The 22,316-nt window shown below is 34.9% G+C and carries 18 protein-coding genes; 13 read left to right on the forward strand and 5 right to left on the reverse strand.

Annotation, left to right across the window (positions count from 1 at the left end; all coding sequences use genetic code 11):
• Positions 1 to 34 precede the first annotated feature (34 nt).
• Complete coding sequence (pyk, locus tag J6D32_RS08720) at positions 35 to 1,468, forward strand: pyruvate kinase (RefSeq protein WP_287467561.1); 1,434 nt, start codon at positions 35 to 37, stop codon at positions 1,466 to 1,468.
• Positions 1,469 to 1,541: 73 nt separating this feature from the next.
• Positions 1,542 to 2,048: an NUDIX hydrolase gene (locus tag J6D32_RS08725; protein ID WP_006785155.1), complete on the forward strand. Its 507-nt coding sequence runs from the start codon at positions 1,542 to 1,544 to the stop codon at positions 2,046 to 2,048.
• A gap of 83 nt (positions 2,049 to 2,131) precedes the next feature.
• On the opposite strand, the gene J6D32_RS08730 is transcribed toward J6D32_RS08725, so the two are convergent.
• The 3 genes from J6D32_RS08730 to J6D32_RS08740 form a co-directional block, all read right to left on the reverse strand.
• Positions 2,132 to 2,647, reverse strand: a complete 516-nt coding sequence (locus tag J6D32_RS08730; protein ID WP_006785156.1) for a hypothetical protein — start codon at positions 2,645 to 2,647, stop codon at positions 2,132 to 2,134.
• A gap of 148 nt (positions 2,648 to 2,795) precedes the next feature.
• The gene (locus J6D32_RS08735) at positions 2,796 to 3,869 is read right to left on the reverse strand and encodes an FAD:protein FMN transferase (protein WP_006785157.1); all 1,074 of its coding nucleotides are present in this window, start codon (positions 3,867 to 3,869) and stop codon (positions 2,796 to 2,798) included.
• 98 nt (positions 3,870 to 3,967) lie between these two features.
• A complete protein-coding gene (locus J6D32_RS08740) occupies positions 3,968 to 4,840 on the reverse strand; it encodes an FMN-binding protein (protein WP_009607451.1) in 873 nt (290 codons plus the stop codon).
• Between the two features lie 435 nt (positions 4,841 to 5,275).
• On the opposite strand from J6D32_RS08740, the gene J6D32_RS08745 reads away from it, so the two are divergent.
• The 10 genes from J6D32_RS08745 to J6D32_RS08790 all read left to right on the forward strand — a co-directional run bounded on the left by J6D32_RS08745 (position 5,276) and on the right by J6D32_RS08790 (position 16,754).
• Positions 5,276 to 7,270: an FAD-dependent oxidoreductase gene (locus J6D32_RS08745; protein WP_006785159.1), complete on the forward strand. Its 1,995-nt coding sequence runs from the start codon at positions 5,276 to 5,278 to the stop codon at positions 7,268 to 7,270.
• A gap of 146 nt (positions 7,271 to 7,416) precedes the next feature.
• Positions 7,417 to 8,382: a polyprenyl synthetase family protein gene (locus tag J6D32_RS08750; protein ID WP_006785160.1), complete on the forward strand. Its 966-nt coding sequence runs from the start codon at positions 7,417 to 7,419 to the stop codon at positions 8,380 to 8,382.
• A gap of 280 nt (positions 8,383 to 8,662) precedes the next feature.
• Positions 8,663 to 10,231, forward strand: a complete 1,569-nt coding sequence (gene ptsG, locus J6D32_RS08755; RefSeq protein WP_006785161.1) for a glucose-specific PTS transporter subunit IIBC — start codon at positions 8,663 to 8,665, stop codon at positions 10,229 to 10,231.
• Between the two features lie 136 nt (positions 10,232 to 10,367).
• Positions 10,368 to 10,859, forward strand: coding sequence for a PTS sugar transporter subunit IIA (locus tag J6D32_RS08760; protein WP_006785162.1), 492 nt, complete (start codon positions 10,368 to 10,370; stop codon positions 10,857 to 10,859).
• An 84-nt stretch (positions 10,860 to 10,943) separates the two neighbouring features.
• The gene (locus tag J6D32_RS08765; RefSeq protein ID WP_006785163.1) at positions 10,944 to 11,207 is read left to right on the forward strand and encodes a phosphocarrier protein HPr; all 264 of its coding nucleotides are present in this window, start codon (positions 10,944 to 10,946) and stop codon (positions 11,205 to 11,207) included.
• A gap of 263 nt (positions 11,208 to 11,470) precedes the next feature.
• Entirely contained in the window at positions 11,471 to 13,180 is a 1,710-nt protein-coding gene (ptsP, locus tag J6D32_RS08770; protein WP_006785164.1) for a phosphoenolpyruvate--protein phosphotransferase, read from the forward strand.
• Positions 13,181 to 13,412: 232 nt separating this feature from the next.
• Positions 13,413 to 14,117 (forward strand): polysaccharide deacetylase family protein, encoded by a 705-nt coding sequence (locus tag J6D32_RS08775; protein ID WP_006785165.1) that lies wholly within the window; start codon positions 13,413 to 13,415, stop codon positions 14,115 to 14,117.
• A gap of 120 nt (positions 14,118 to 14,237) precedes the next feature.
• Positions 14,238 to 15,101 (forward strand): polysaccharide deacetylase family protein, encoded by an 864-nt coding sequence (locus J6D32_RS08780; RefSeq protein ID WP_129821530.1) that lies wholly within the window; start codon positions 14,238 to 14,240, stop codon positions 15,099 to 15,101.
• A gap of 16 nt (positions 15,102 to 15,117) precedes the next feature.
• Positions 15,118 to 15,801, forward strand: coding sequence for a hypothetical protein (locus J6D32_RS08785; RefSeq protein WP_009607458.1), 684 nt, complete (start codon positions 15,118 to 15,120; stop codon positions 15,799 to 15,801).
• A 92-nt stretch (positions 15,802 to 15,893) separates the two neighbouring features.
• Positions 15,894 to 16,754 (forward strand): NAD(P)-dependent oxidoreductase, encoded by an 861-nt coding sequence (locus J6D32_RS08790; protein WP_006785168.1) that lies wholly within the window; start codon positions 15,894 to 15,896, stop codon positions 16,752 to 16,754.
• Positions 16,755 to 16,798: 44 nt separating this feature from the next.
• Here J6D32_RS08790 and J6D32_RS08795 read toward each other — a convergent pair whose 3' ends face one another.
• A complete protein-coding gene (locus J6D32_RS08795) occupies positions 16,799 to 17,185 on the reverse strand; it encodes a hypothetical protein (RefSeq protein ID WP_009607455.1) in 387 nt (128 codons plus the stop codon).
• Positions 17,186 to 17,289: 104 nt separating this feature from the next.
• Positions 17,290 to 18,108, reverse strand: coding sequence for a metallophosphoesterase (locus J6D32_RS08800; RefSeq protein WP_009606906.1), 819 nt, complete (start codon positions 18,106 to 18,108; stop codon positions 17,290 to 17,292).
• Between the two features lie 470 nt (positions 18,109 to 18,578).
• On the opposite strand from J6D32_RS08800, the gene polA reads away from it, so the two are divergent.
• Positions 18,579 to 21,215 (forward strand): DNA polymerase I, encoded by a 2,637-nt coding sequence (gene polA / locus J6D32_RS08805; RefSeq protein WP_287467563.1) that lies wholly within the window; start codon positions 18,579 to 18,581, stop codon positions 21,213 to 21,215.
• Positions 21,216 to 22,316 lie beyond the last annotated feature (1,101 nt).

The raw sequence follows: 22,316 nt of genomic DNA on the forward strand, positions 1-22,316 counted from the left end.
ATTATTGAATATACCCAAAGGAGCGAACTAGGAAATGAAACAATCTTTCAAAAACACTAAAATGATTTGTACAATTGGTCCTAAATCAGAACCAAAAGAGATGTTATCAAAATTAGTTGATGCAGGAATGAACTGTATCCGTTGTAACTTCTCTCACGGTGATCATGCAGAGCAAAAAAATCGTATGGATTTAATCCGTGAAATCAATAAAGAAAAAGGAACTCATGTAGCTATCTTATTAGATACTAAAGGACCTGAAATCCGTACTCACTTATTCGAAAACGGTGGAGTTGAATTAGTTGCTGGTCAAACTGTACGCGTTGCTATGAACGAAGTATTAGGAACAGCTGAAAAATTCTCTATCACTTACCCAGGATTAATCAACGACGTTAAAGTTGGTGGAACAATCTTAGTTGATGATGGATATGTTGAATTAACAGTTAACGAATTAGATCAAGCTAACCAAGAAATCGTATGTACAGTTAAAAACTCTGCATTCGTTAAAGACCGTCGTGGAATCAACGTTCCAGGTGCTAAATTAAACATGCCATTCATTTCTGAAAAAGACCGTGCAGACATGATCTTCGGATGTGAAATGCAAGTTGATTACATCGCTGCATCATTCGTTCGTCGTGCAGAAGACGTATTAGCTATCCGTGAAATCTTTGCTGAGCAAGGAAATACACATACACAAATCATCGCTAAAATCGAAAACCAAGAAGGTGTTGACAACATGGATTCAATCCTTGAAGTTGTTGACGGAATCATGGTTGCTCGTGGAGATTTAGGGGTAGAAGTACCTGCTGAAGATGTACCATTAATCCAAAAAGAAATCATTGCTAAATGTAATGCTGCTGGAAAAATCGTTATCACTGCAACTCAAATGTTAGAGTCTATGCAAAAAAATCCTCGTCCAACTCGTGCAGAAGTATCTGACGTTGCTAATGCAATCTTCGATGGAACTGATGCAATCATGTTATCAGGAGAATCTGCTGCTGGACAATATCCATTAGAAGCTGTTGAAACAATGGCTCGTATCGCTCGTCGTACTGAGCAAGCTTTAGATCACCAAGAAATCATCGCTCGCGCTATGGCTTCTTCAAGCCGTGACGTAGCATCTGCTATGGGGTTAGCTGTTGCTGATACTGTAGAAGATTTAGGAGCTCAAGCAGTTATCGCTTGCACTCAATCAGGAGCTACTGCTCGTGCTATCTCTAAATACCGTCCATCTGCACCAGTAATCGCTGCTACTTCATGTGAAAAAACAGCTACTTCATTAGCATTATACTGGGGAGTTCAACCAGTTGTTGTTGCTGAAACAGCTAACACTGATGAATTATTAAAAACAGCTGCTACTGTAGCTACAGAAGTTGCTGGATTAGAAGCAGGAGAAACTGCTGTTGTTACTGCTGGATTACCAGCTGGTGAAGGTAACACTAACTTAATGCACATTCACGAAGTTAAATAATTTACCTATACATACACACACTTTTTAAAGGAGGGATTTCCCTCCTTTTTTTATTATTAAGAGGTTGATTAGAATGGTAGAAACAACATTATGTTATATAATTCATGAGAAAAAGGTTTTAATGATGTACCGAAATAAGAAAGAAAATGATTTTCATGAAGGGAAGTGGAATGGATTAGGCGGAAAGATAGAAGAAGGCGAAACGGCATACGAGGGGATACGACGAGAGGTGTTAGAGGAATCAGGGCTAATCATCAAGAATCCAGAGCTACTAGGGGTTTGTTATTTTCCTAGTTTTGATGGAGAGGAAGAATTGATGTATCTATATAAGGCAATTGATTTTGAAGGGGATTTGATTGAGTGTAATGAAGGAGATTTGAGTTGGATTGATGAAAAGCAGTTGTTATCGTTAAATATTTGGGAAAGTGATCAAGTCTTTTTACCGTATGTATTACGCGGTGAACGTTTTATTGGGGTGTTTCACTTTGAGGGGAAAGTTTTAAGGTCATATGAGATTAAAAAGGGGAGTGAATCTGATTTAATTCGTTTTTCGATTGAAAAAGGAAGTCACGTACTTTAAGTCTATTATTAAAAAAGTTTTATTACAACGATAAAAAGAACGGCTTGAGATAAACCGTTCTTTTTTTTATTTTATTTTAATGATTAGCACAATGGGCGTTTTGGTTGTTGAGGGCATTGTGGTTGCATGGCAAGGGCACACCAGTCTTCATTTCTTAGACCATGATCATATTGATGACATTCCATTCCTTCTTCTTTACAGATGACATAATCATGGTGATTGTGATGGTGATGAACTGTTTTAACAACGACTGGTACCACATGTTCTACACGGTGATGATGGTGTACTTCTGGCATACAGCAAACAGTTGGTTCAATGACTTGGCAGCAAGTTTCATAATGTACAGGCATTGGGCAACATTGCATTTGTGTTTGGCACATTTGAGGTTGAGGCATTACTGGAGCTGGGCACATCATTTGAGGTTGAGGCATCACAGGGACTTTTGTTTCACATTTTGTTTCTTTTGTTTCTGGAACTTTTACCATTTCAGTTTTAACAGGCATTTGTTGAGTTGCAGGCATTGCATACATCATTTGAGGTTGAAGGTATTCTTTTCTCATTGGAGACATCATTCCACAGCATCTATTATATCCATTCATAAAAATCATAACATCCTTTCATATTGTAATTCAATTACAATATAGTATATTACCTAGAGCTTAAATGGTTATGGCACATGCCCAAGTTATCAAAGAAAAGGATGAAAAAAAGGACTTTTATACGAGATAAAAAGTCCTTATAGGATGATTATTTCAGTGTTTCGATAACAAAACTAGTATCAGTTAGTTCAAAGTTAGCTAAGAATCCTGAAGAGGCATAAAGTTTTTGATCATCTGTAATAAATAAGGCTTCCACATCAGATAAAGATTCGATTAGCTTCATTCCTTCATCGAGTCCTAGTACAAATGACATAGTTGACAAAGCATCGGCAGACATTGAACTTTTTGTGACGATTGTAACTGACTTTAGATTGTTTTCTACAGGATAGCCTGTTTTAGGATCAAGGATGTGGTGATAAATCTTTCCATCTTGTTGGAAGTAGCGTTCGTATGTTCCAGATGTCACAACGGTTTTATCTTTGACACTTAAAATTCCTAAGTAGTCACCACGTGGAGAGAATGGATTTTGAACTCCAATTCTAAAAGAGTCTCCATTTGCTTTTTCACCATAGGCATAGACATTTCCACCTAAATTGATGATGGCTTGTTTATTTCCGTGTTCTTTTAGAATTTGGGCTGCGACATCAGCTGCATATCCTTTTGCAATGCCACCTAAGTCGAGTTGCATTCCTTTATCTTCTAGTTTAACAGCATAATTTTCTTCATCAAGTAGCACTTTATGATAATCGATATGAGTTAAGCTTTGTGCAATTTCATCACTATTTGGAACATGAGCATCTTCAAATCCAATTTCCCATAGTTTAACGAGAGGGCCGACTGTGATATCAAAGCTACCATTTCCAAGTTGCGAATAGTAAACTCCCGCTTTAATGACATCGAATGTTTGTTTTGAAACAGGAACGTAGTCGACTCCTGCTTGTTGATTGATACTGATTACTTCACTCGTTGTAGCATTATTAATGGTCATTTCTTTTTCAATTTGCTCAATCGCATTGAAAATTTCATCAAAGATTTCTTGTTCAGGATTATCGTATAAGGTAATCGTAACGATGGTTCCTAGTAAGTATTTATTTTGCGAGACAGGTTCGTAGTTTTTTTGTTCAGTTCCTAGATTCTGGTTAGGTGTTTCTACTTGTTCTTTTGCTTGGCAACCTGTTGTGAGTAAAACGGCTACTAGCATTAAGGATTTCAAATATTTCATAGTATGTAACCTCCAATAATTGTCCTTTAATAGGATACCACAATATAGAGCATAAAAAAACGACAAGATGTTCACTTTGTGAAATCTTGTCGTTTTTTTTAATCGATTGTTGGTCCGCTTGCTAAGGCTTGAATGACTAATTCAATAAATTGATTCACTTCAATTGTAACGCCAGAGATAGCATCAGTTTTATTATCTTCGTTATAAGTAATTAGGGTTGGATCTTGGATGTTAATAAGATAAGATTCCAAAAGTTGAGCTTGGTGATTCCAATTTTGAATTTCCTCTGTTGAATGTCCACTTGTTAAGTTGTCATCTTCTTTAATGGCATCCCAATGGGCTGCAACAATGTAGCCATTTTCAACAATAAGGTTAATATTATATTTATATCCATCTGTAAATGTTTCCTGCTCTGCATAATAATGTCCATCTTGGTAGTTTCCTTTTTCAATTGGACCGTCTGCAAGAGCCGTATTCATAAGTTGTAAAAATGGAGTGACTGAGATTGTCACACCAGAAATAGTATCAGTTTTTCCATCTTCTGTTGTTTGGATAGCAGAAGTATCTTGATTATTAATAATATATGATTCTAATTTTTCGATTTGTTCGTGCCACTTTAAGGATTCAGTATCTGCATCAGACATAAGATACTCATCTGTTTGTGACAGAGTGCGTTTATCTTCAGTTGCAGTTTCATTAATTGAGTTAAATTCAATGGTGGTGATGATGCCGTCTTTAATCTCTAAGGTTACCGTGTTTTTCCATCCATCTTCTGAATAAGTTGAATCTTCAGCGAAGTATAGACCATCTTTTAAAACAGTAAGCTGTTCACGGGCATCTATATCACTTAATTGAACTAAATTGTTATCACTTAGTAATAGTGGCTCTTTAGAGTTAACTTCATTAGCACTACAGGCTGTTAATAGACTAAACGCAGAAATAATTGTCAGAGATACGACTTTATAATTCATAAAAATACCCCTCCCTATAACTTTAAATAAATTATGGTCTTATCTTTAGTATAGTTAGTGTTATTCTAACATAGGTTGAAAGACTATTATATAGGAAAAAGATGTAATTGTTGTCGAATATGTATAAAAAAAATTTATAAATGATATAGTTATAAAGAGGGAAGGTAGGAATTTTGAAGGGATTGCATCTACATAAAAAGGTTGAATTTGTGAAAAAATGTGATAAAATTAAGGTGGGTAAATTACGACATGTTTTTACAAATAACTCTTATATTTAACTTTTATCTAATTTGATGCTATTATAAATGAATGGATTTTTTATAGGTAAAGGTTAGATACATCTACTAATCAAGTGGTGTTAATAGAGTTAGCTTTTTTATGTTAAGGAGTATTAACGTAGGAAAATAAAACATGAAAGATTTTAGGAGGAGTATCATGAAAAAGATTGTTGTCCTTGGTGGAGGATACGCAGGTGTACTTACCGCAAAAAAATTAGCAAAAAAATTCAAAAAAGATCAAGATGTAAGCATTACATTAATTGACAAGCAATCTTATCACACAATGTTAACAGAGTTACATGAAGTTGCTGCTGGTCGTGTGGATGAAGAATCAATCCGTATGGATTTAAAAAAGATTTTTGCTGGTCGTAAAGTGGATGTTGTTTTAGATGAAATTACATCAATTGATTTTGAACAAAAAGTTTTAACTTCAAATTCAACAAAATATGACTATGATTATTTAGTAATGGGAACAGGATGTAAACCAACATTCTTTGGAATTCCAGGTTCAGAAAATGCTCACCAATTATGGTCATATACAGATGCTGTCAACTTACGTGAACACATTTTAAATATGTTCCGTCAAGCAGCGCTAACATGCGATAAAGAAAAACGTAAAGAATTATTAACATTCGTAACCGTTGGAGCTGGTTTCACAGGAGTTGAAATGGCTGGGGAACTTGGAGAATGGAAAGATGAATTATGCCGTTCATTCCATATCGATAAAGAAGAAGTGTCTTTATATATCGTAGACTTTGCTCCAAAAGTGTTACCAATGTATCCAGATAAATTAGTTAAAAAAGCGGAGCGTCGTTTAGAAAAATTAGGAAATCAATTAGTGATGAACTCTGCTGTAAGTGAAATTAAAGCGGACAGTGTTGTCTTAAACAAAGGTGAAATGGTTATCAATACACGTACTGTTATTTGGGCAGCAGGAATTGAAGGATCAGATATTGTTGATTCTGCTCAAGTAGAAAAAGCAGGACGCGGACGTATTGTGACAAATGCTCAATTACAGGCTAAAGATCATAAAGATGTTTATGTTGTTGGAGATAACATTTTCTACATTCCTGAGGGAGAAGAACGTCCTGTGCCACAGATGGTTGAAAATGCAGAGCATTCAGCGCCAGTTGTTGCACATAACATCTATGTAGATATTAAAGGTGGAGAGCACAAATCATACAAGCCAACATTCCATGGTTCAATGGTATGTATCGGTTCTCGTTATGGGGTAGCTCAAGTTGGAATGCCAGGATTCTGGATGAATTTATCTGGATTCTTCGCGATGTTCTCAAAACACTTCATTAACTTAGTGTACTTTGTTCAAGTTTTAGGATTTAATAAAATTTGGTCTTATTTAATGCATGAATTCTTCCATACAAAAAATAACCGTTCAATGGTAGGTGGATTATTATCAAATTCAGCTCCAGTATTCTGGAAATTCCCATTACGTATTTTTGTCGGATTCATGTGGTTACAACAAGGTTTAACAAAATTACCTAAAGTTATTCATGACTTTAATAATGTTTTCTTATTACCTTCACCTCCAAAAGCAGATACATTATCTGCTGCATCAGGAGCAGTGTCAGAGGCTGTAACAGCAGCATCAGGAGTTGTAACGGAAGTTGTCACTCAAGCATCAGGAGCTGTAGCAGATGCTGTCACTCAAGCATCAGGTGTTGTGACTGAAACTGTAAATCAAGTAGCTGCAAATGGTGATATCTTTACAACAATTTCAAATTTAATTCATGATTTCATGAACTGGATTGCAGTATTACCAGTTCCAGGATTTGTTTCAGATATGGTTAATTGGTCAATGGATGCCTTCTTCTATACTCCAGATGGAACACAATTCACTACTCTTGCAAGCTTAGTTCAAGGTGGAATGATTTTCGGAGAAATCATCTTTGGTATTATGTTAATTATTGGTTTATTCACACCGGTCGCTGCTATTGGTACTATTGCAATGGGATGTATGATTTGGGCTTCAGGAATGGCACCAACTGAGATGTTATGGTATTTAGTAGGTGGATTTGCGTTAATCGGAAATTCAGGTATGGTACTTGGATTAGACTATTATGTGTGGCCTTGGTTACGCGAAATGATGAAACGTATTCCATTACTTAAAAAATGGTATTTATACGTTGACTAAATAATATGATTTGAAAGAGAAACATAGAGAATACTATAGTAGTATTCGCTATGTTTTTCTTCTCATTTAGTGTTATTGTAGTATCTAACAAATTCAACAAGAAGCAATACATACAATCGTTAGTCAAAAAATGTAGGTGATAACACATGAAATCATTCTGGAAGGATCAGCCAGACATTGTCGCACATTTAGAACAAGTCAATCATATTATTAATCAACAGTTAACCGTTAAACAATCAAAAATGAATGAGATTTTAAAAGATTTAGCTCAGTCTGGAGGTAAAAAAATTCGTCCAGGATTATGTATTATCGGTGGTGAATTTGGAGATAAGGACATTAAGCATCTTTATCACTTATCTGCTGTTTTAGAAATGTTGCATATGGCAACACTTGTTCATGATGATATTATAGATGATTCGGTACAACGTCGTGGTCAGTTAACGACACAACAAAAATACGGTAAAGATTATGCTGTTTACACAGGTGATTATATTTTTACTAAATGTTTTGAAATCTTAGCAGAGCATTATGAATTGCATCATATGAAAGAATTATCTAAAACAGTTTCTCGTGTTTGTATGGGAGAAATTGATCAATTTGATGGCCGATTTAAATCTCATACTTCGGTTAAAAAGTATTTAAAAGTCATTGGTGCTAAAACATCTGCTTTATTAGCTGTTAGTTTATCCGTTGGGGCTTATGAAAGTGGATGTGACGAAAAATTCTGTAAGAAGCTTGGAAAAATTGGGCTTCATATTGGAAACGCATTCCAGATTATTGATGATATTTTGGACTATGTTGGTGACGCGTCTCGCGTTGGAAAAACATTAGGAAATGATATTCGTCAAGGGTATTATACGCTTCCGTTACTATATGCTTTAAAACATAATGATGATAGGCTAAATGAGTTATTAGCGTCAGAAACTTATACAGATGAAGTAGTTTCACGTATTATTGAACGCGTTAATGAATTGGGTGGTGTTAAACAAGCTCAAGAGTTAGCACATAAATATACAGTGAAATCTTTAAAAGAAATTAAAAGTTTGCCAGCAGGTCAAGCCCGTGATCATCTAGAATGGGTTACCAATCAATTATTAGCTCGTCAACACTAATAATGAAATTTCAATGGACAAATCATTTTCTGATTTGTCTTTTTTTTTGTAAAATTATTATTTTATAAGTCATATTTAATTGAATAATTCCCATTTTAATATAATCTATTCTTATTAAGTAAAAAAATAGAAAAATAATGAATTTGTAATCTACATAATCATTACTTGTTAGGTTACAATATAACAAGTAGTACTTGTATAATTTTTCTAAAATTAGAAAGAGAGAGTATAGTTGGTGTACTACAAAGAGTTTAAATCATAGAAAGGAGTTTATTCTATAATGAAAACATTACAACGCGTTGGTAAAGCCTTTATGGTACCGGTTGCGCTTTTACCAGCGGCAGGTCTACTACTAGGAATAGGGGCCTCAATGCAGCAATCATTATTAGATTATTTACCGTTTTTAGGTACAGAATTTTGGCAGATGGTCGCAATGGTAATGAAAAGTTCGGGACAGATTGTTTTTGATAACTTGCCGTTATTATTTGCAATTGGAGTTGCCTCTGGATTAACAGGAGACAAAGGAGTGGCTGCTTTAGCGGCGACGGTTGGATTCTTAATTATGAATGTGGTGATTGGGGTATTTATGCCGGTTACATTACCTGATCAGTTATATGCAAATGTATTAGGAATCGAAACGTTACAGACCTCTGTTTTTGGTGGAGTGCTTATTGGGTTATTAACGGCATATTTATATAATAAATTTTATACCGTTAAGTTTCCTGATTTCTTATCTTTCTTTGCTGGGGCACGATTTGTTCCCATTATTACATCAGTAGTAGCGATTATTGTAGGGGTGATTTTGGCTTTTATTTGGCCTCCAATTGGAAACCTAATTGCAAGCTTTGGTAAAATTGTGGCAGCAGAAGGAACGAATCCTCTTTATATTTGGATTTATGGAATTGCAGAACGTGCCTTGATTCCGTTTGGACTACATCATGTTTTTTATTTCCCATTATGGTACACAGAAGCAGGAGGTATTTATACTTCAATTGATGGTGTGATGAAAATGGGGGACCAACAAATTTGGTTCCAGCAATTAGCTGATTATTCGACATATGGCTATCAAGCGATGATTGAAAATGTTCAGGCACAAGGTGCAACACTTGCAGGACGATTCATGACTGGAAAATATCCATTTATGATTTTTGGATTACCAGCGGCTGCTTATGCGATGTATCAAGAAGCAGCACCAGCCCGTAAAAAAGCGATTGGTGGATTATTGTTATCAGCTGGGTTGACGGCTGCTTTAACAGGAATTACAGAGCCGATTGAATTCACCTTTTTATTTGTAGCACCTGTTTTATTTGCAATTCATGCGGTACTAGCAGGATTATCATTCATGCTGATGTACTTATTTAATGTTCATGTCGGAATGACATTTTCAGGTGGATTAATTGACTTATTAATTTACGGAATTTTACCTGGTAATGATTTTACGAACTGGGTTCGTATTATCATTGTCGGAATTTTCTACGCTCCAATTTATTATTTCTTATTCCGTTTTGCGATTCGTCGTTTCAATTTACCAACACCAGGACGTGGTGAAGCTGAAGATAAGCTGATGAGTAAAGCTGATTACCAAGCGGCTAAAGGAACGAATTCAAGTGAAAAAGCAGCGGCTATTTTAGAAGCATTAGGTGGGGCTAGTAATATTGAAACATTAGATGCCTGTATGTCACGTTTACGTGTTTCAGTTCATGATATAGACGAAGTGGATGAGACTAAAATCAAAGCTTTAGGTGCCACTGGAATGTTTGTTTCAGGAAATAATTTACAGGCTATTTTCGGAACAACTTCTGATCAATTGAAAACGCAAATTGAAGCAATTATGGCAAAAGAAAAGTAAAAATAAGACAAAAAGACCTTTAAAAAAACATTTTTTAACTAATGTTAGCGTTATTTTTATAAAAAATATCGAAATATATCTATATTTGTTGAAAAAAAACAATATAATATATATGAAAGATATTAGGAGGTGCAACATGGGAATTTTCGATTTATTCAAGAAGAAGAAAGAAGAACCTAAAAAAGGAGTTTTTGCTCCAATCACAGGAACATTATTATCAATCACTGAAGTTCCAGACCCAGTATTTAGCCAAAAAATGATGGGAGACGGATTTGCAATTGAACCAACTGAAGGAAAAGTATATTCTCCAGTTGCCGGGAAAGTGTTAAACGTATTCCCAACAAAACATGCAGTTGCATTACAATCTGACGAAGGACATGAAATTTTAATTCACTTCGGTATGGATACTGTAACATTAAAAGGTGAAGGATTTACTGCTCACGTAGGTGAAGGAGATATCGTTACACCTGAGACTTTATTATTATCAGTAGATTTAGACGCTGTTCGTCCTAAAGTACCATCTTTAGTAACACCAGTTGTTTTCACTAACTTAAATGAAAAAGTTATTGAATTAAAAGTAACAGGTCCAGTTACACACGGTAAAGCTGATATTTTAGAGATTAAATAATTTCGTAAACATATATCTTGATTTTTAGATAGTGACAAGATAAAATAAACTTGAAATCACTATCACAAAGAGGAGCGATTATTGATGGAAAAGATTTTCACAATTACAGATGAAACTGGATTACATGCTCGTCCAGCGACAGTATTAGTAAACACAGCTAGCAAATTTGGATCAGAAATTTCATTAACTTACCGTGATAAAAAAGTTAACTTAAAATCAATCATGGGTGTTATGTCTTTAGGAATCCAACAAGGTGCACAAATCACTATTTCTGCTGAAGGTGACGATGCAGAAGCAGCTATCGCAGCATTAACAGAAACTATCACAACTCAAGGATTAGGTGAATAATACCTTTTCAAATAACAAACAATAGTACTGGCTCGCCAGTACTTTTTGTTTTTTGAAAAACATATTTTTAAGCGTTATTAAATTATTTTACCTTCATTTTAATAAAAATATAAAATATGTCAAAAAAACATTAATTTGCGACAAAATCACTATATGTAACGGGTTTCAGACGACCTAAAAAAATAAAACGGTGTTGTGTAACGGGTTTTATCTGTTATAATAGTTAGGTACAAAAGCATTTCATAATTGAAAGGGGTAGCATTGTGAACATTAAAGGTATTGCAGCATCAAACGGGATTGCTATTGCAAAAGCATTTAAATTAATTGAACCAGAATTAACAGTTGTTAAATCAACAGTTACAGATATTGAAGCCGAAGTAGAACTTTATAAATCGGCGTTAGTTAAGACAACAGAAGATTTACAAAAGATTAAAGTAAAAGCTGCTCAAAATTTAAGTGAAGAAGAAGCGGCTGTATTCGATGCTCATATTAATATGGCAAATGATCCTGAGTTACTTTCTCAAACAACAGATAAAATTAAATCTGAAAGCGTTAATGCACCTTATGCATTCGATGAAGTATCAAACATGTTTATTATGATGTTTGAAAGCATGGATAATGAATATTTCCGTGAACGTGCAGCAGATATTAAAGATATTAAAAAACGTATTTTAGCACACTTATTAGGTGTTAAAGTAAATGATCCAAGTACAATTGATGAGCAAGTGGTTATTATTGCTGAAGACTTAACACCTTCTGATACAGCTCAACTTGATCGTAACTTCGTTAAAGGGTTTGCGACAAACATCGGGGGACGTACATCTCACTCAGCGATTATGGCTCGTTCATTAGAAATTCCAGCTGTAGTTGGAACAAAAACAATCTTAGAAGACGTTAAAGATGGAGATATGATTATCTTAGACGGATTAGAAGGAAATGTTATCATTAACCCAACAGCTGAGCAAATCGCACACTACGAAGAAGTAGCTAAAGCTTATGATGCTCAAAAAGCTGAATGGGCAAAATTAAAAAATGAAGCAACAGTTTCAAAAGACGGACAACATGTAGAGCTTGCTGCTAATATCGGAACTCCAAAAGATGTTGAAGGAGTACTTGCTAATGGTGGAGAAGCCGTTGGATTATACCGTACTGAATTCTTATATATGGGACGCGACAACTTCCCAACTGAAGATGAGCAATTCGAAGCTTATAAAGCAGTATTAGAAGCAATGGGAGAAAAACCAGTTGTTGTTCGTACATTAGATATCGGTGGAGATAAAGAATTACCATATCTACATTTACCAAAAGAAATGAACCCATTCTTAGGTTACCGCGCTGTTCGTTTATGTTTAGATGATACAGATTTATTCCGTACGCAATTACGTGCTTTATTACGTGCTTCTTCATACGGAAAATTACGTATCATGTTCCCAATGATTGCAACTTTAAATGAATTCCGCGCTGCTAAAGCTTTATTATTAGAAGAAAAAGCTAACTTAATTGCAGAAGGTGTGACAGTTTCTGAAGAAATCGAAGTCGGAATGATGGTTGAAATTCCATCTGCTGCGGTATTAGCTGATCAATTCGCTAAAGAAGTTGACTTCTTCTCTATCGGAACAAATGACTTAATCCAATATACTATGGCTGCTGACCGTATGAACGAAAAAGTTTCATACTTATACCAACCATATAACCCAAGTATTTTACGCTTAGTAAAAATGGTTATTGATGCTGCTCACAAAGAAGGTAAATGGACTGGAATGTGTGGAGAAATGGCAGGAGATCAAACAGCTATCCCATTATTATTAGGATTAGGATTAGATGAATTCTCAATGTCAGCGACTTCAATCTTACCTGCTCGTTCATTAATTAGCAAATTATCAAAAGCTGAAATGGCTGAATTAGCTCAAAAAGCTTTAAATATGTCAACAGTTGAAGAAGTTATTGAATTAGTTGAAAACATTCAAAAATAATCCAAATTAAAATGTGAAGAATTTATTCTTCACATTTTTTTTGTTTTCTAAGAGCAGAAATTTAAATTGAAGAATAATTAAGACAAAAAACGACATCCTAATAAAGAACTTCGAAAGGAAAAGAGTTGAGATAAAAATGATATCAGTGTTAAAAACTAAATTTTTTGGATCCATCAGTTTAAAAAGTGGATTATTTTTTATGTTCCTGATGATAACTTTTTGTAGTCTATTTATGGGGTCATTTGATACATTTGCGGCAACCGTTGAAGATAGAGTGGACGATTTTATTTATAATAAGGAAAAACCAGAAAAAGTCGTTTATTTAACATTTGATGATGGACCTTCTAGATATAGTTTAGAGATTTTAGATGTGCTAGATCAATATGATGTACCCGCCATTTTCTTTGTGATTGGTGAAAATATTGAACTGTTTTCGAATGCCAAAGAGATATTAACAGAAATGGTGGAGCGTGGACATTATATTGGGCTTCATAGCATGACACATAATATGGATAGTTTATATCATGGTCCAAATGCTCCTCAAAACTTTGTTAAGGAAATGTTGGCTGATCAAAAAATGGTTTATGATTTAACGGAAGGATTTACAAGTCAATTATGTCGTCCACCATATGGTGGAAGAAATCATTTAACAAGAGAACATTATGTTGCTTTAGAAGAAGCAGGAATCACATGTATCGATTGGAATGTTGATTCTTTAGATTGGTCAAAATCAAGTGCCGATCAAATATTTAGACAAGTTGTTGCAGAACAAAAACGCAATCAGGATGCAAAAGAAGTCGTCTTGTTATTTCATGAAAAAAAATTCACGTTAGAAGTATTACCTCAAGTGATTGAATATTATCGCAGTTTAGGTTATGAATTTATGTCCTATTGTGAAGGTGAAGATTTTAATTGTACCTTATCGAATGAAAAATAAAGAAAGAAGTCATCCATAAATTACCTTGCATAATTTGTCACATTATGCAAGGTTTTAGAATGCTTTTTTAAAGTTAATATTGTATAATTAAAACAAATAGCATAGATGGAGGAAAGAGTAGTGGCAAAACAGCAGTATTATTCAAATTATGGTAGTCGAGGACGACGTCGACGTGTTAAACCACGTTTTTATGTTTTTGTAACGTTAATTGCAATTTTAGTGATGACAGGATGTTTCTTTGCTAATGTTGCAGGACAAGTAAAAGGATTAAGTATGGCAACAGTAGAGCCGACCTATTTAGATTTCGAGGAAATCAAAACGGTTAAAAGTTGGCATAATAAAGAAGTTAAATTTGCTTATTTAACATTTGATGATGGACCTTCACGCAATACAAGTGCCATTTTAGACATTTTAGATAGCTATGGAATTAAGGGGACATTTTTTGTTTTAGGGACAGCTATCGATAATTACTCTGACTCGGAGGCCATGTTAAAACGAATGGCTAATGACGGTCATTACATTGGGATGCATTCAATGACTCATGATTATGCTTATTTATATGGAGATGCTAATGCCGCTTCTAATTTCGCTGGTGAGATGAAGGAAGAACAAGCCTTAATTAAAGAGATTACAGGTGGGTTTGAAAGTAAATTATGTCGTGCTCCTTATGGAACGGGCGGAACATTTACGGATGAACATGTTGTTGCTTTAAATGAAATTGGCGTAAAATGTTGGGATTGGGACGTTGATTCATATGATTGGGAATCGGGAGCAACAGTTGATAGTATTATGAAAAATGTTGAAAGTAATATGAAGTTGTGGAACTATCCATCTAATACGGTTATTTTATTCCATGAAAAAGATATTACCGTACAAGTTTTACCTGTTGTTATTCAGTATTATTTAGATTTAGGATATGAGTTCTTACCTTATAATCCTGATAATCATATTGTTAAAAATTTATTTGGAAGTAGCGATTTATAGGAAAGGGGAATTCTAAATGCGTCGACCATTTTTACCAGTTTTAATTGTAATCCTTATTTCGGCTGTAGGAATTTTCTTTGCCTTAACTTATAAGATTCCTGAAGTACAAGTATTTCAAATGTATCAACATTTAGATCAAGAAATTGTCACTTGTGAAAAACAAAATACAAATACATTAGAGGATAATTTAAATGCTTTACAAGCATCGGTGAGCAGTTTGATTAGTGCAGGTCAGACTTACGATGGAAGTGCAGACTTAACTGAGTTATTTGAGTCATTTAACACACAATATAACATGTTAAAACAATATAATGAATCGGTGGCAACATGTATTTCATCAGCCATTGAAAAAACTAATTTTGAACAAATTGAAAAAGTGATTAAAAAATTACCAACAGATTTACAGACATTAGGTCATGATATGACATCCCTTCAAAAAGAACGTACAACAAAGTTAACGGCTTTAGAAGCACAACTTTCTTCATTAGTTAACACCTTATCAAACTTTGAAGAAATGTTCTATAACACGAAAACAAGTGAAGCTGTTCAATATTTTCAAAGTGTAAATGTGGCCTTCAGTGAAGTTCAAACGTTACATACAGACTATATGACAACAGTTGAGGCTTATTATACGGCGAAAACAGCTTATTATGAAAGTATCGCAAATAAAGGGACGTTAGATTATATTTTCAAAAAATAGATAAATTGGCTAGGAAGTTTTCCTAGTCTTTTTTGTTGCCTGTGTTATAATCAATTTATTAAGATGACTAAGAAATTGAAAGAGGGATTTAAATGAACATTGGATTTATCGGAATTGGTGTCATGGGGCAAGCCATGGCGACTCATTTATTAAACGCTGGCCATAAGATGTATGTTTATAATCGTACAAAAAGTAAAGCAGATCAAATTGTTGAAGCTGGTGCTATTTGGTGCGAAGATGTTCAAATGGTTGCGCATCATGCTGATTTAATTTTTACGATTATTGGTGTTCCTGCAGATGTTGAGGCTGTTTATTTAGGTGAAGGTGGGTTAATTGATACGGCAAAAGAAGGAACAATCTTAGTTGATATGACAACCTCAACACCAGAACTTGCAAAGCGAATTTATGAAGCGGGAATGCAAAAAGGGATTCAATGTTTAGATGCTCCCGTTACCGGTGGAGATGTTGGAGCTAAAAATGGAACGTTAACAATTATGGTTGGAGGAGAAGAGTCTGTTTATCAAAGTATTCGTCCAATCTTAGATTTGATGGGAAAAGTAATTGTTTATATGGGAGAAGCAGGCAGTGGACAGCATACAAAAATGGCCAATCAAATTGCGATTGCTGGAGCTGCGATTGGAATGGTTGAAGCTTTAGCTTATTCTAAAGGGGCTAATTTAGATTTAGAGACAGTTTTAAGTGCCATTACAAGTGGGTCAGCTGCAAGTTGGCAATTAAGCAATATGGCCCCTCGTATTATTCGTGACGATTTTAATCCTGGATTCTTTATTAAACATTTTATTAAAGATATGAAAATTGCAACGTCAGAAGCATCTGAAATGTCAGTTGATTTACCAGGACTTAATCTTGTCTTAAGTTTATATGAAGAATGTGCGAATCGTGAGTTTGAAAATTTAGGAACGCAGGCACTCTATAAATTGTATGAAAAATAAAAGAAAGACCTTAAACATTAATTAAAGTGTTTAAGGTCTTTCTTTTATAAAATATAGTATTTATTTGATTCAATCATCGGTTCTTGGCTAGGGGTTGTGGTCACCGAATAAGGTCCATAATAGCTGTTTTGAACCATTTGTTGTTGATATCCCATTGGATAGCTTGGTTGTTGGTAATAAACAGGTTGAGGATAGTAAACAGGTTGAGGGTAATACATGGGTTGTTGGTACACTGGATAATTGTATCCTCCACAACATGGACGTCCACCACCAAGGACTAATCCACCTAATCCCCCGAGAGCAAGTCCCCCAATGAATGGCCAAAATCCCCATCGTTCATCATTTTCAATACCTGGCATAGTCGCTAGATAGGGGACTTGATTTGTCAATGGAACTTGGCCATGATAAGACGATCTCATATTTTGATTCAACTTTAACTCCTCCTTCAGTATGCAGTTCTCATTTTAGTGTATGCAGACTGTTGAGTTTAGGTTCTCGCTAATAAAAAAATCGACTCGTTTAAAAGTCGATTTTTTTATTGCTCTTTTATGAGTAAAAATGATTGAAGGGTGGGTCTTCTTAAAAGGGCTGCCACCTCATTAGAGCGGTTAAGTCCTTGGTTAACATGTAAAGTTAGACGATCGGCAAAACGGTAAGTGCCGTTATAGAATTGACTACAATAGTTGGGTTGAGTCTTATCATTTGACGTAATGCCTCGGCAGTGGCCAGATAGTTGTAATTCAACCGGATAATCGGTAACAACTGATGCAAGAGTCGGTTCATGAAGTAATAAAATGTTAAAGGTATTAGCATCGCTGTTCTGTGCTAGAAGGGTTTGAAGTGGAGGCGTTGTGGTTAATGAATTAACACCGATTAACGTGATAGATTCGCTTGAACCATTGTATAAAGGTAAGGATTCGTTTTTTAGAACTCTAAAGCCGGCATTCGTTAGAAGGTCGGTTATGGCCTGTTCATTTTCTAAATCATCGTCTCCAAGAACTGCTACTTTTGCTAAAGGGCTCTGGATGTTTGAAAGTAACTTTGAAGCTTCATTACTTAGAGCTGATGAGATAGTTCCCTTTTGAAACAGTCCTCCTGTGAAAATCACGATATCTGGATTTAAACGGTTGATTTCATTCACTGCTTTTTCAAATACGGATAAATCTTCTTCATTCTCAAGTAGTGTATCTCCAAATTGAATGAGGCGGATTCCATCAAAGGTAGTTGGAATATTCGGGTTTTTTATAATCGTTTCATCCACTTTGATCGAAAATTTTAAGATACAAAGCGAGTAGAAGAAAAAGAGTATGATAAGACCTGCGACCGTTAAAACATAGATAGGAAATTTTTTCACGTTTTACTCATCCTTTACCAAAAAATCTAAATATATTTTATTATATCACAGATTAATTCGGTTTGGGAAAATGCATTAAACGTAAAAGAGTAAGTGGATAAGGTGGTAAAAAGCAAACAGTAAGGAAAGGATTCGAATAGTAGCAGAAAATTCACTGTCCTTTTTGATAAAGGTGAAGGTAATTAAGCTAAGGTATCCTAAAATTGGAATCCAATCGAGCATAAATTTAGACGTCTGGATAAGTTGCGAGATGAGGGGTTGATTAGGTTTGAAGGGGAAGGTCAATAATAAGGTGATATTGAATAAGAGGAACAGACTTTGTGAGTTTTTTGTTGTTTTTTCGACCATTTTTAGCACCATCCTTTTAAAAGTATGTTTTAAATATGTATCAGTTTATAAATTGTGTTAAAATAATATTAAAGTATAGTTAATTAGGCGTTCAAATATGCCAAAGATAAGGGTTGATTAGCATGAACACATTAGTTTTAATTGATGGAAATAGTTTAATGTATCGCGCATATTATGCAACGGCATATAGCGGGAATTTAATGAAGACGAGTCAGGGGATTTTTACGAATGCTCTTTATGGATTCGTTAATATGATGAATAAAGTGATGGATGATTATCATCATACGCATATGCTAGTGGCGTTTGATGCAGGTAAAACGACATTTCGTCATGAATTTTTAGAAACGTATAAAGATGGTCGTAAGCCGATGCCAGATGAGATGCGTTCTCAAATTAATTTAATTAAGAAGTATCTTGATTTACTAGGTGTCAAGCGATTAGAGCTACCAACTTATGAAGCAGATGATATTATTGGAACATTGGCTCGTCTTGGAGAGAAAGCCGATTTTGAAAAAATTCATATTATCACAGGAGATAAAGATTTACTTCAAATGGCGGATGAGAAAACGACGGTTCATATTACAAGAAAAGGGGTAACCGATATTGAGTCGTTTACACCAGAAGCGGTGTTTGAAAAATATGAATTATCACCAAGCCAAATTGTTGACTTAAAAGGTTTAATGGGCGATCCATCAGATAATTTACCAGGAATCCCAGGTGTTGGGGAAAAGACAGCAATTAAATTATTAAAAGAGTATCAAACAGTTGAAAATTTAGTTGCTAATACGGCTTCTTTAAAAGGGAAGATGAAAGAGAAAGTAGAGGCGAATGTTGAGCAAGCTTTGCTTTGCAAACGAATGGCGACCATTCATACGGATGTGCCGCTTTCTGTGACTTTTGATGATTTATTATATCAAGGACCTGACGTAGCGGGTTTAATTGAATTGTTTAAAGAAATGGAGTTTAATGCTTTCCTAAAAAAAATGAAACTGCAAGAGGTGAAGGATGAAACACCTAAAGCTCCTGTTGCAATCATCGGAAGTTTAGAAGAATTAAACACTAAAATCTTTAAGCATAGTGCGATTCATGTTGAGATTTTTGAAGAGAACTATCATCATGCTAATATTTTAGGGATTGCGGTTGTAAATGATGAAGAGTCTTATTATGTCCCATTTGAATTAGCGAAGCAGTCTGAGGCCTTTATGACATTCTTAGCAGATGAAAAGATTGCAAAAGATATCTTTGATTTAAAACGTTCACGAGTTGCCCTGATGTGGCAAGGATTTGATTTACGTGGGGTGGCATTTGATTTATTACTCGCAACGTATATTATTAATCCGACGAATGTCAGCAATGAGTTTAAAAAAGTGGCGATGAGTTATGACTACGATGATGTGTTGTACGATGAAGAGGTTTATGGTAAAGGGGCTAAGCGTGCTATTGCAGAAGAGAGTCAAATTGCCCGTCACTCGATTGATATTGCGACTGCCGTTTTGAAGTTAAAGGAGACGGCGCTTGAACAGTTGAAAGAACAAGATCAGTTAACGTTATTTGAAGAGATGGAAATGCCACTGGCAGATGTGTTGGCTGAGATGGAATTTAACGGAATGGCTCTGGATTTAAAGACACTTGATGAGATGGGGCAAGATTTAAAAGGACGCATCACGGCGCTTGAAAATGAGATTTATGAACATGCTGGAATGTCATTTAACATTAACTCACCTAAGCAATTAGGAGAGGTTTTATTTGATAAATTATCCTTACCAGTTATTAAGAAAACGAAAACAGGATATTCAACAAATGCCGATGTATTAGAGAAATTAAGTGATGCCCATCCAATCATTAAATCGATTATGGAGTACCGTACGTTAACCAAACTTTATTCAACTTACATCGAGGGTTTAAAGAAAGCATGCTACAGTGATGGAAAAGTTCATACGATTTTTAATCAAGCTTTAACTCAAACAGGACGTTTATCATCGATTGAACCCAACCTACAAAATATTCCGATTCGCTTAGAAGAAGGGCGTTTAATTCGTAAGGCCTTTGTCCCAAGTGAAGAAGGTTGGGTTATTTTAGGAGCGGACTACTCACAAATCGAACTTCGTATTTTAGCTCATATTTCAAATACGGAGTCATTAATCGAAGCCTTTAAAGAAGGTGAAGATATTCATAAAAAAACAGCAATGGATGTGTTCAAAGTATCTGAGGAAGAAATGACATCAGACTTACGACGTTCAGCTAAGGCAATTAATTTCGGAATTATTTATGGAATGAGTGCCTTCGGATTATCTGAAAATTTAAATATTACGCAAAAAGAAGCGAAAAAATATATTGATCATTACTTAAAGACTTATTCAGGAATCAATCAGTATATGGAAGATACCGTGAAAGATGCAAAATTCCATGGTTATGCAACGACTTTATTTAATCGTCGTCGTTATATCCCTGAATTAAGTCAGAAAAATTATGCACTTCGTCAGTTTGGAGAACGTACTGCAATGAATGCACCAATCCAGGGAACAGCAGCCGATATTATCAAAAAAGCCATGATTGACGTCGCAAATGCCATGAAAGAAAAACAAGTTAAATCTCGTTTATTACTTCAAGTGCACGATGAATTAATCTTCGAAGTTCCACAAGAAGAGTTAGATTTAATGATCGAACTTGTAACCAAAACAATGGAAGACGTTGTAAAGCTTCAGGTGCCATTAAAAGCAGACTACTCATACGGACCAACATGGTACGACGCGAAGTAACCCTGAGTAAAATCTTTCTAAATCTCGAATTTTCGAGATTAGAAAGATTAAATACCCAGGATAAGATAGTCTAACGCTTCATACTTCAGCGAGAATATCTAAAAGGCTGAGATAACCGCTTTGACTCTTGAAAACCCCTAAAGGGATAAGAATATCTAAAGTTTCACTAGAAGTTCAACTAGATATTCTAAAATGCAAGGGAGTAGCCTGTGTTTCTTTTTTTGAAACATGGGATGCTCCCGATTTTTTAGATGAACTGATTTCTAAAAGAAATCTAGAGAATCTTATGTATTTGCTCTCAAGAGTCAGGTTATCGAAGATAGATTGTATTCCAGTTACTGTGACTGTAGGGTATGAAGTATAGTGAGTTGACGTCTACCTCACTCCTCTGCTTTTTAGGAGTAGTGTAGACGAAACTTTATGGTTTCCCTACACCACGTAGCGTAACTCGTGGTTTTCTATCGCTAGTAGGGCGAGCATTTGGTCTTCGAAACTCAACTGAGGTCCAGTTACTGAGTCTGTGGGGTGTGAGGTTCACGTGTTTAAATCACAAAGTACTATGACTTAGACTTTTAGTTATGAATCATTTATAAGATTTGTAATTCGTTTCCTATAAAAAGATGAATAATAGTTAAATCTGTGTTACTAAGTGTTAGACATTGGTTTATGATATAAAATAAAAAAACTTCTTTAATTTCAGAATTGATTTCTGGTGTAGAGAAGTTTTTTTATAAGTTAGGGTGGAGATGGAGGGAGCGGTTAGTATCCACGTCCGAAAGAAATTCGAAATACCTATTATCTCTAAATAACTGAAAACATCAAAGAAAGTCGCATATCTTTTAATACTTTTTTTACTTTATTCATATTTTAATACTACTTTATAACTAATTCCTTATCGTGAAATAGTTAACGCATTCTAATCTAAAGTGATTTTCCAATATGTAACTTGTGTTTATTGATAATCTGAGAATGACACAAAAGTGCTCTCATACGAAGAAGTATCTCCTCTTTGTTAACAGATTTCACCATATAATCATAGGTATCTACTAGGAATCCTTTACATGTTTCTTCGAGTAATTGTTTAGCTGTAAATATTAGAAT

The organism is Turicibacter sp., from assembly GCF_017941855.1.
Classification (GTDB): Bacteria; Bacillota_I; Bacilli_A; order MOL361; family Turicibacteraceae; genus Turicibacter; species Turicibacter sanguinis.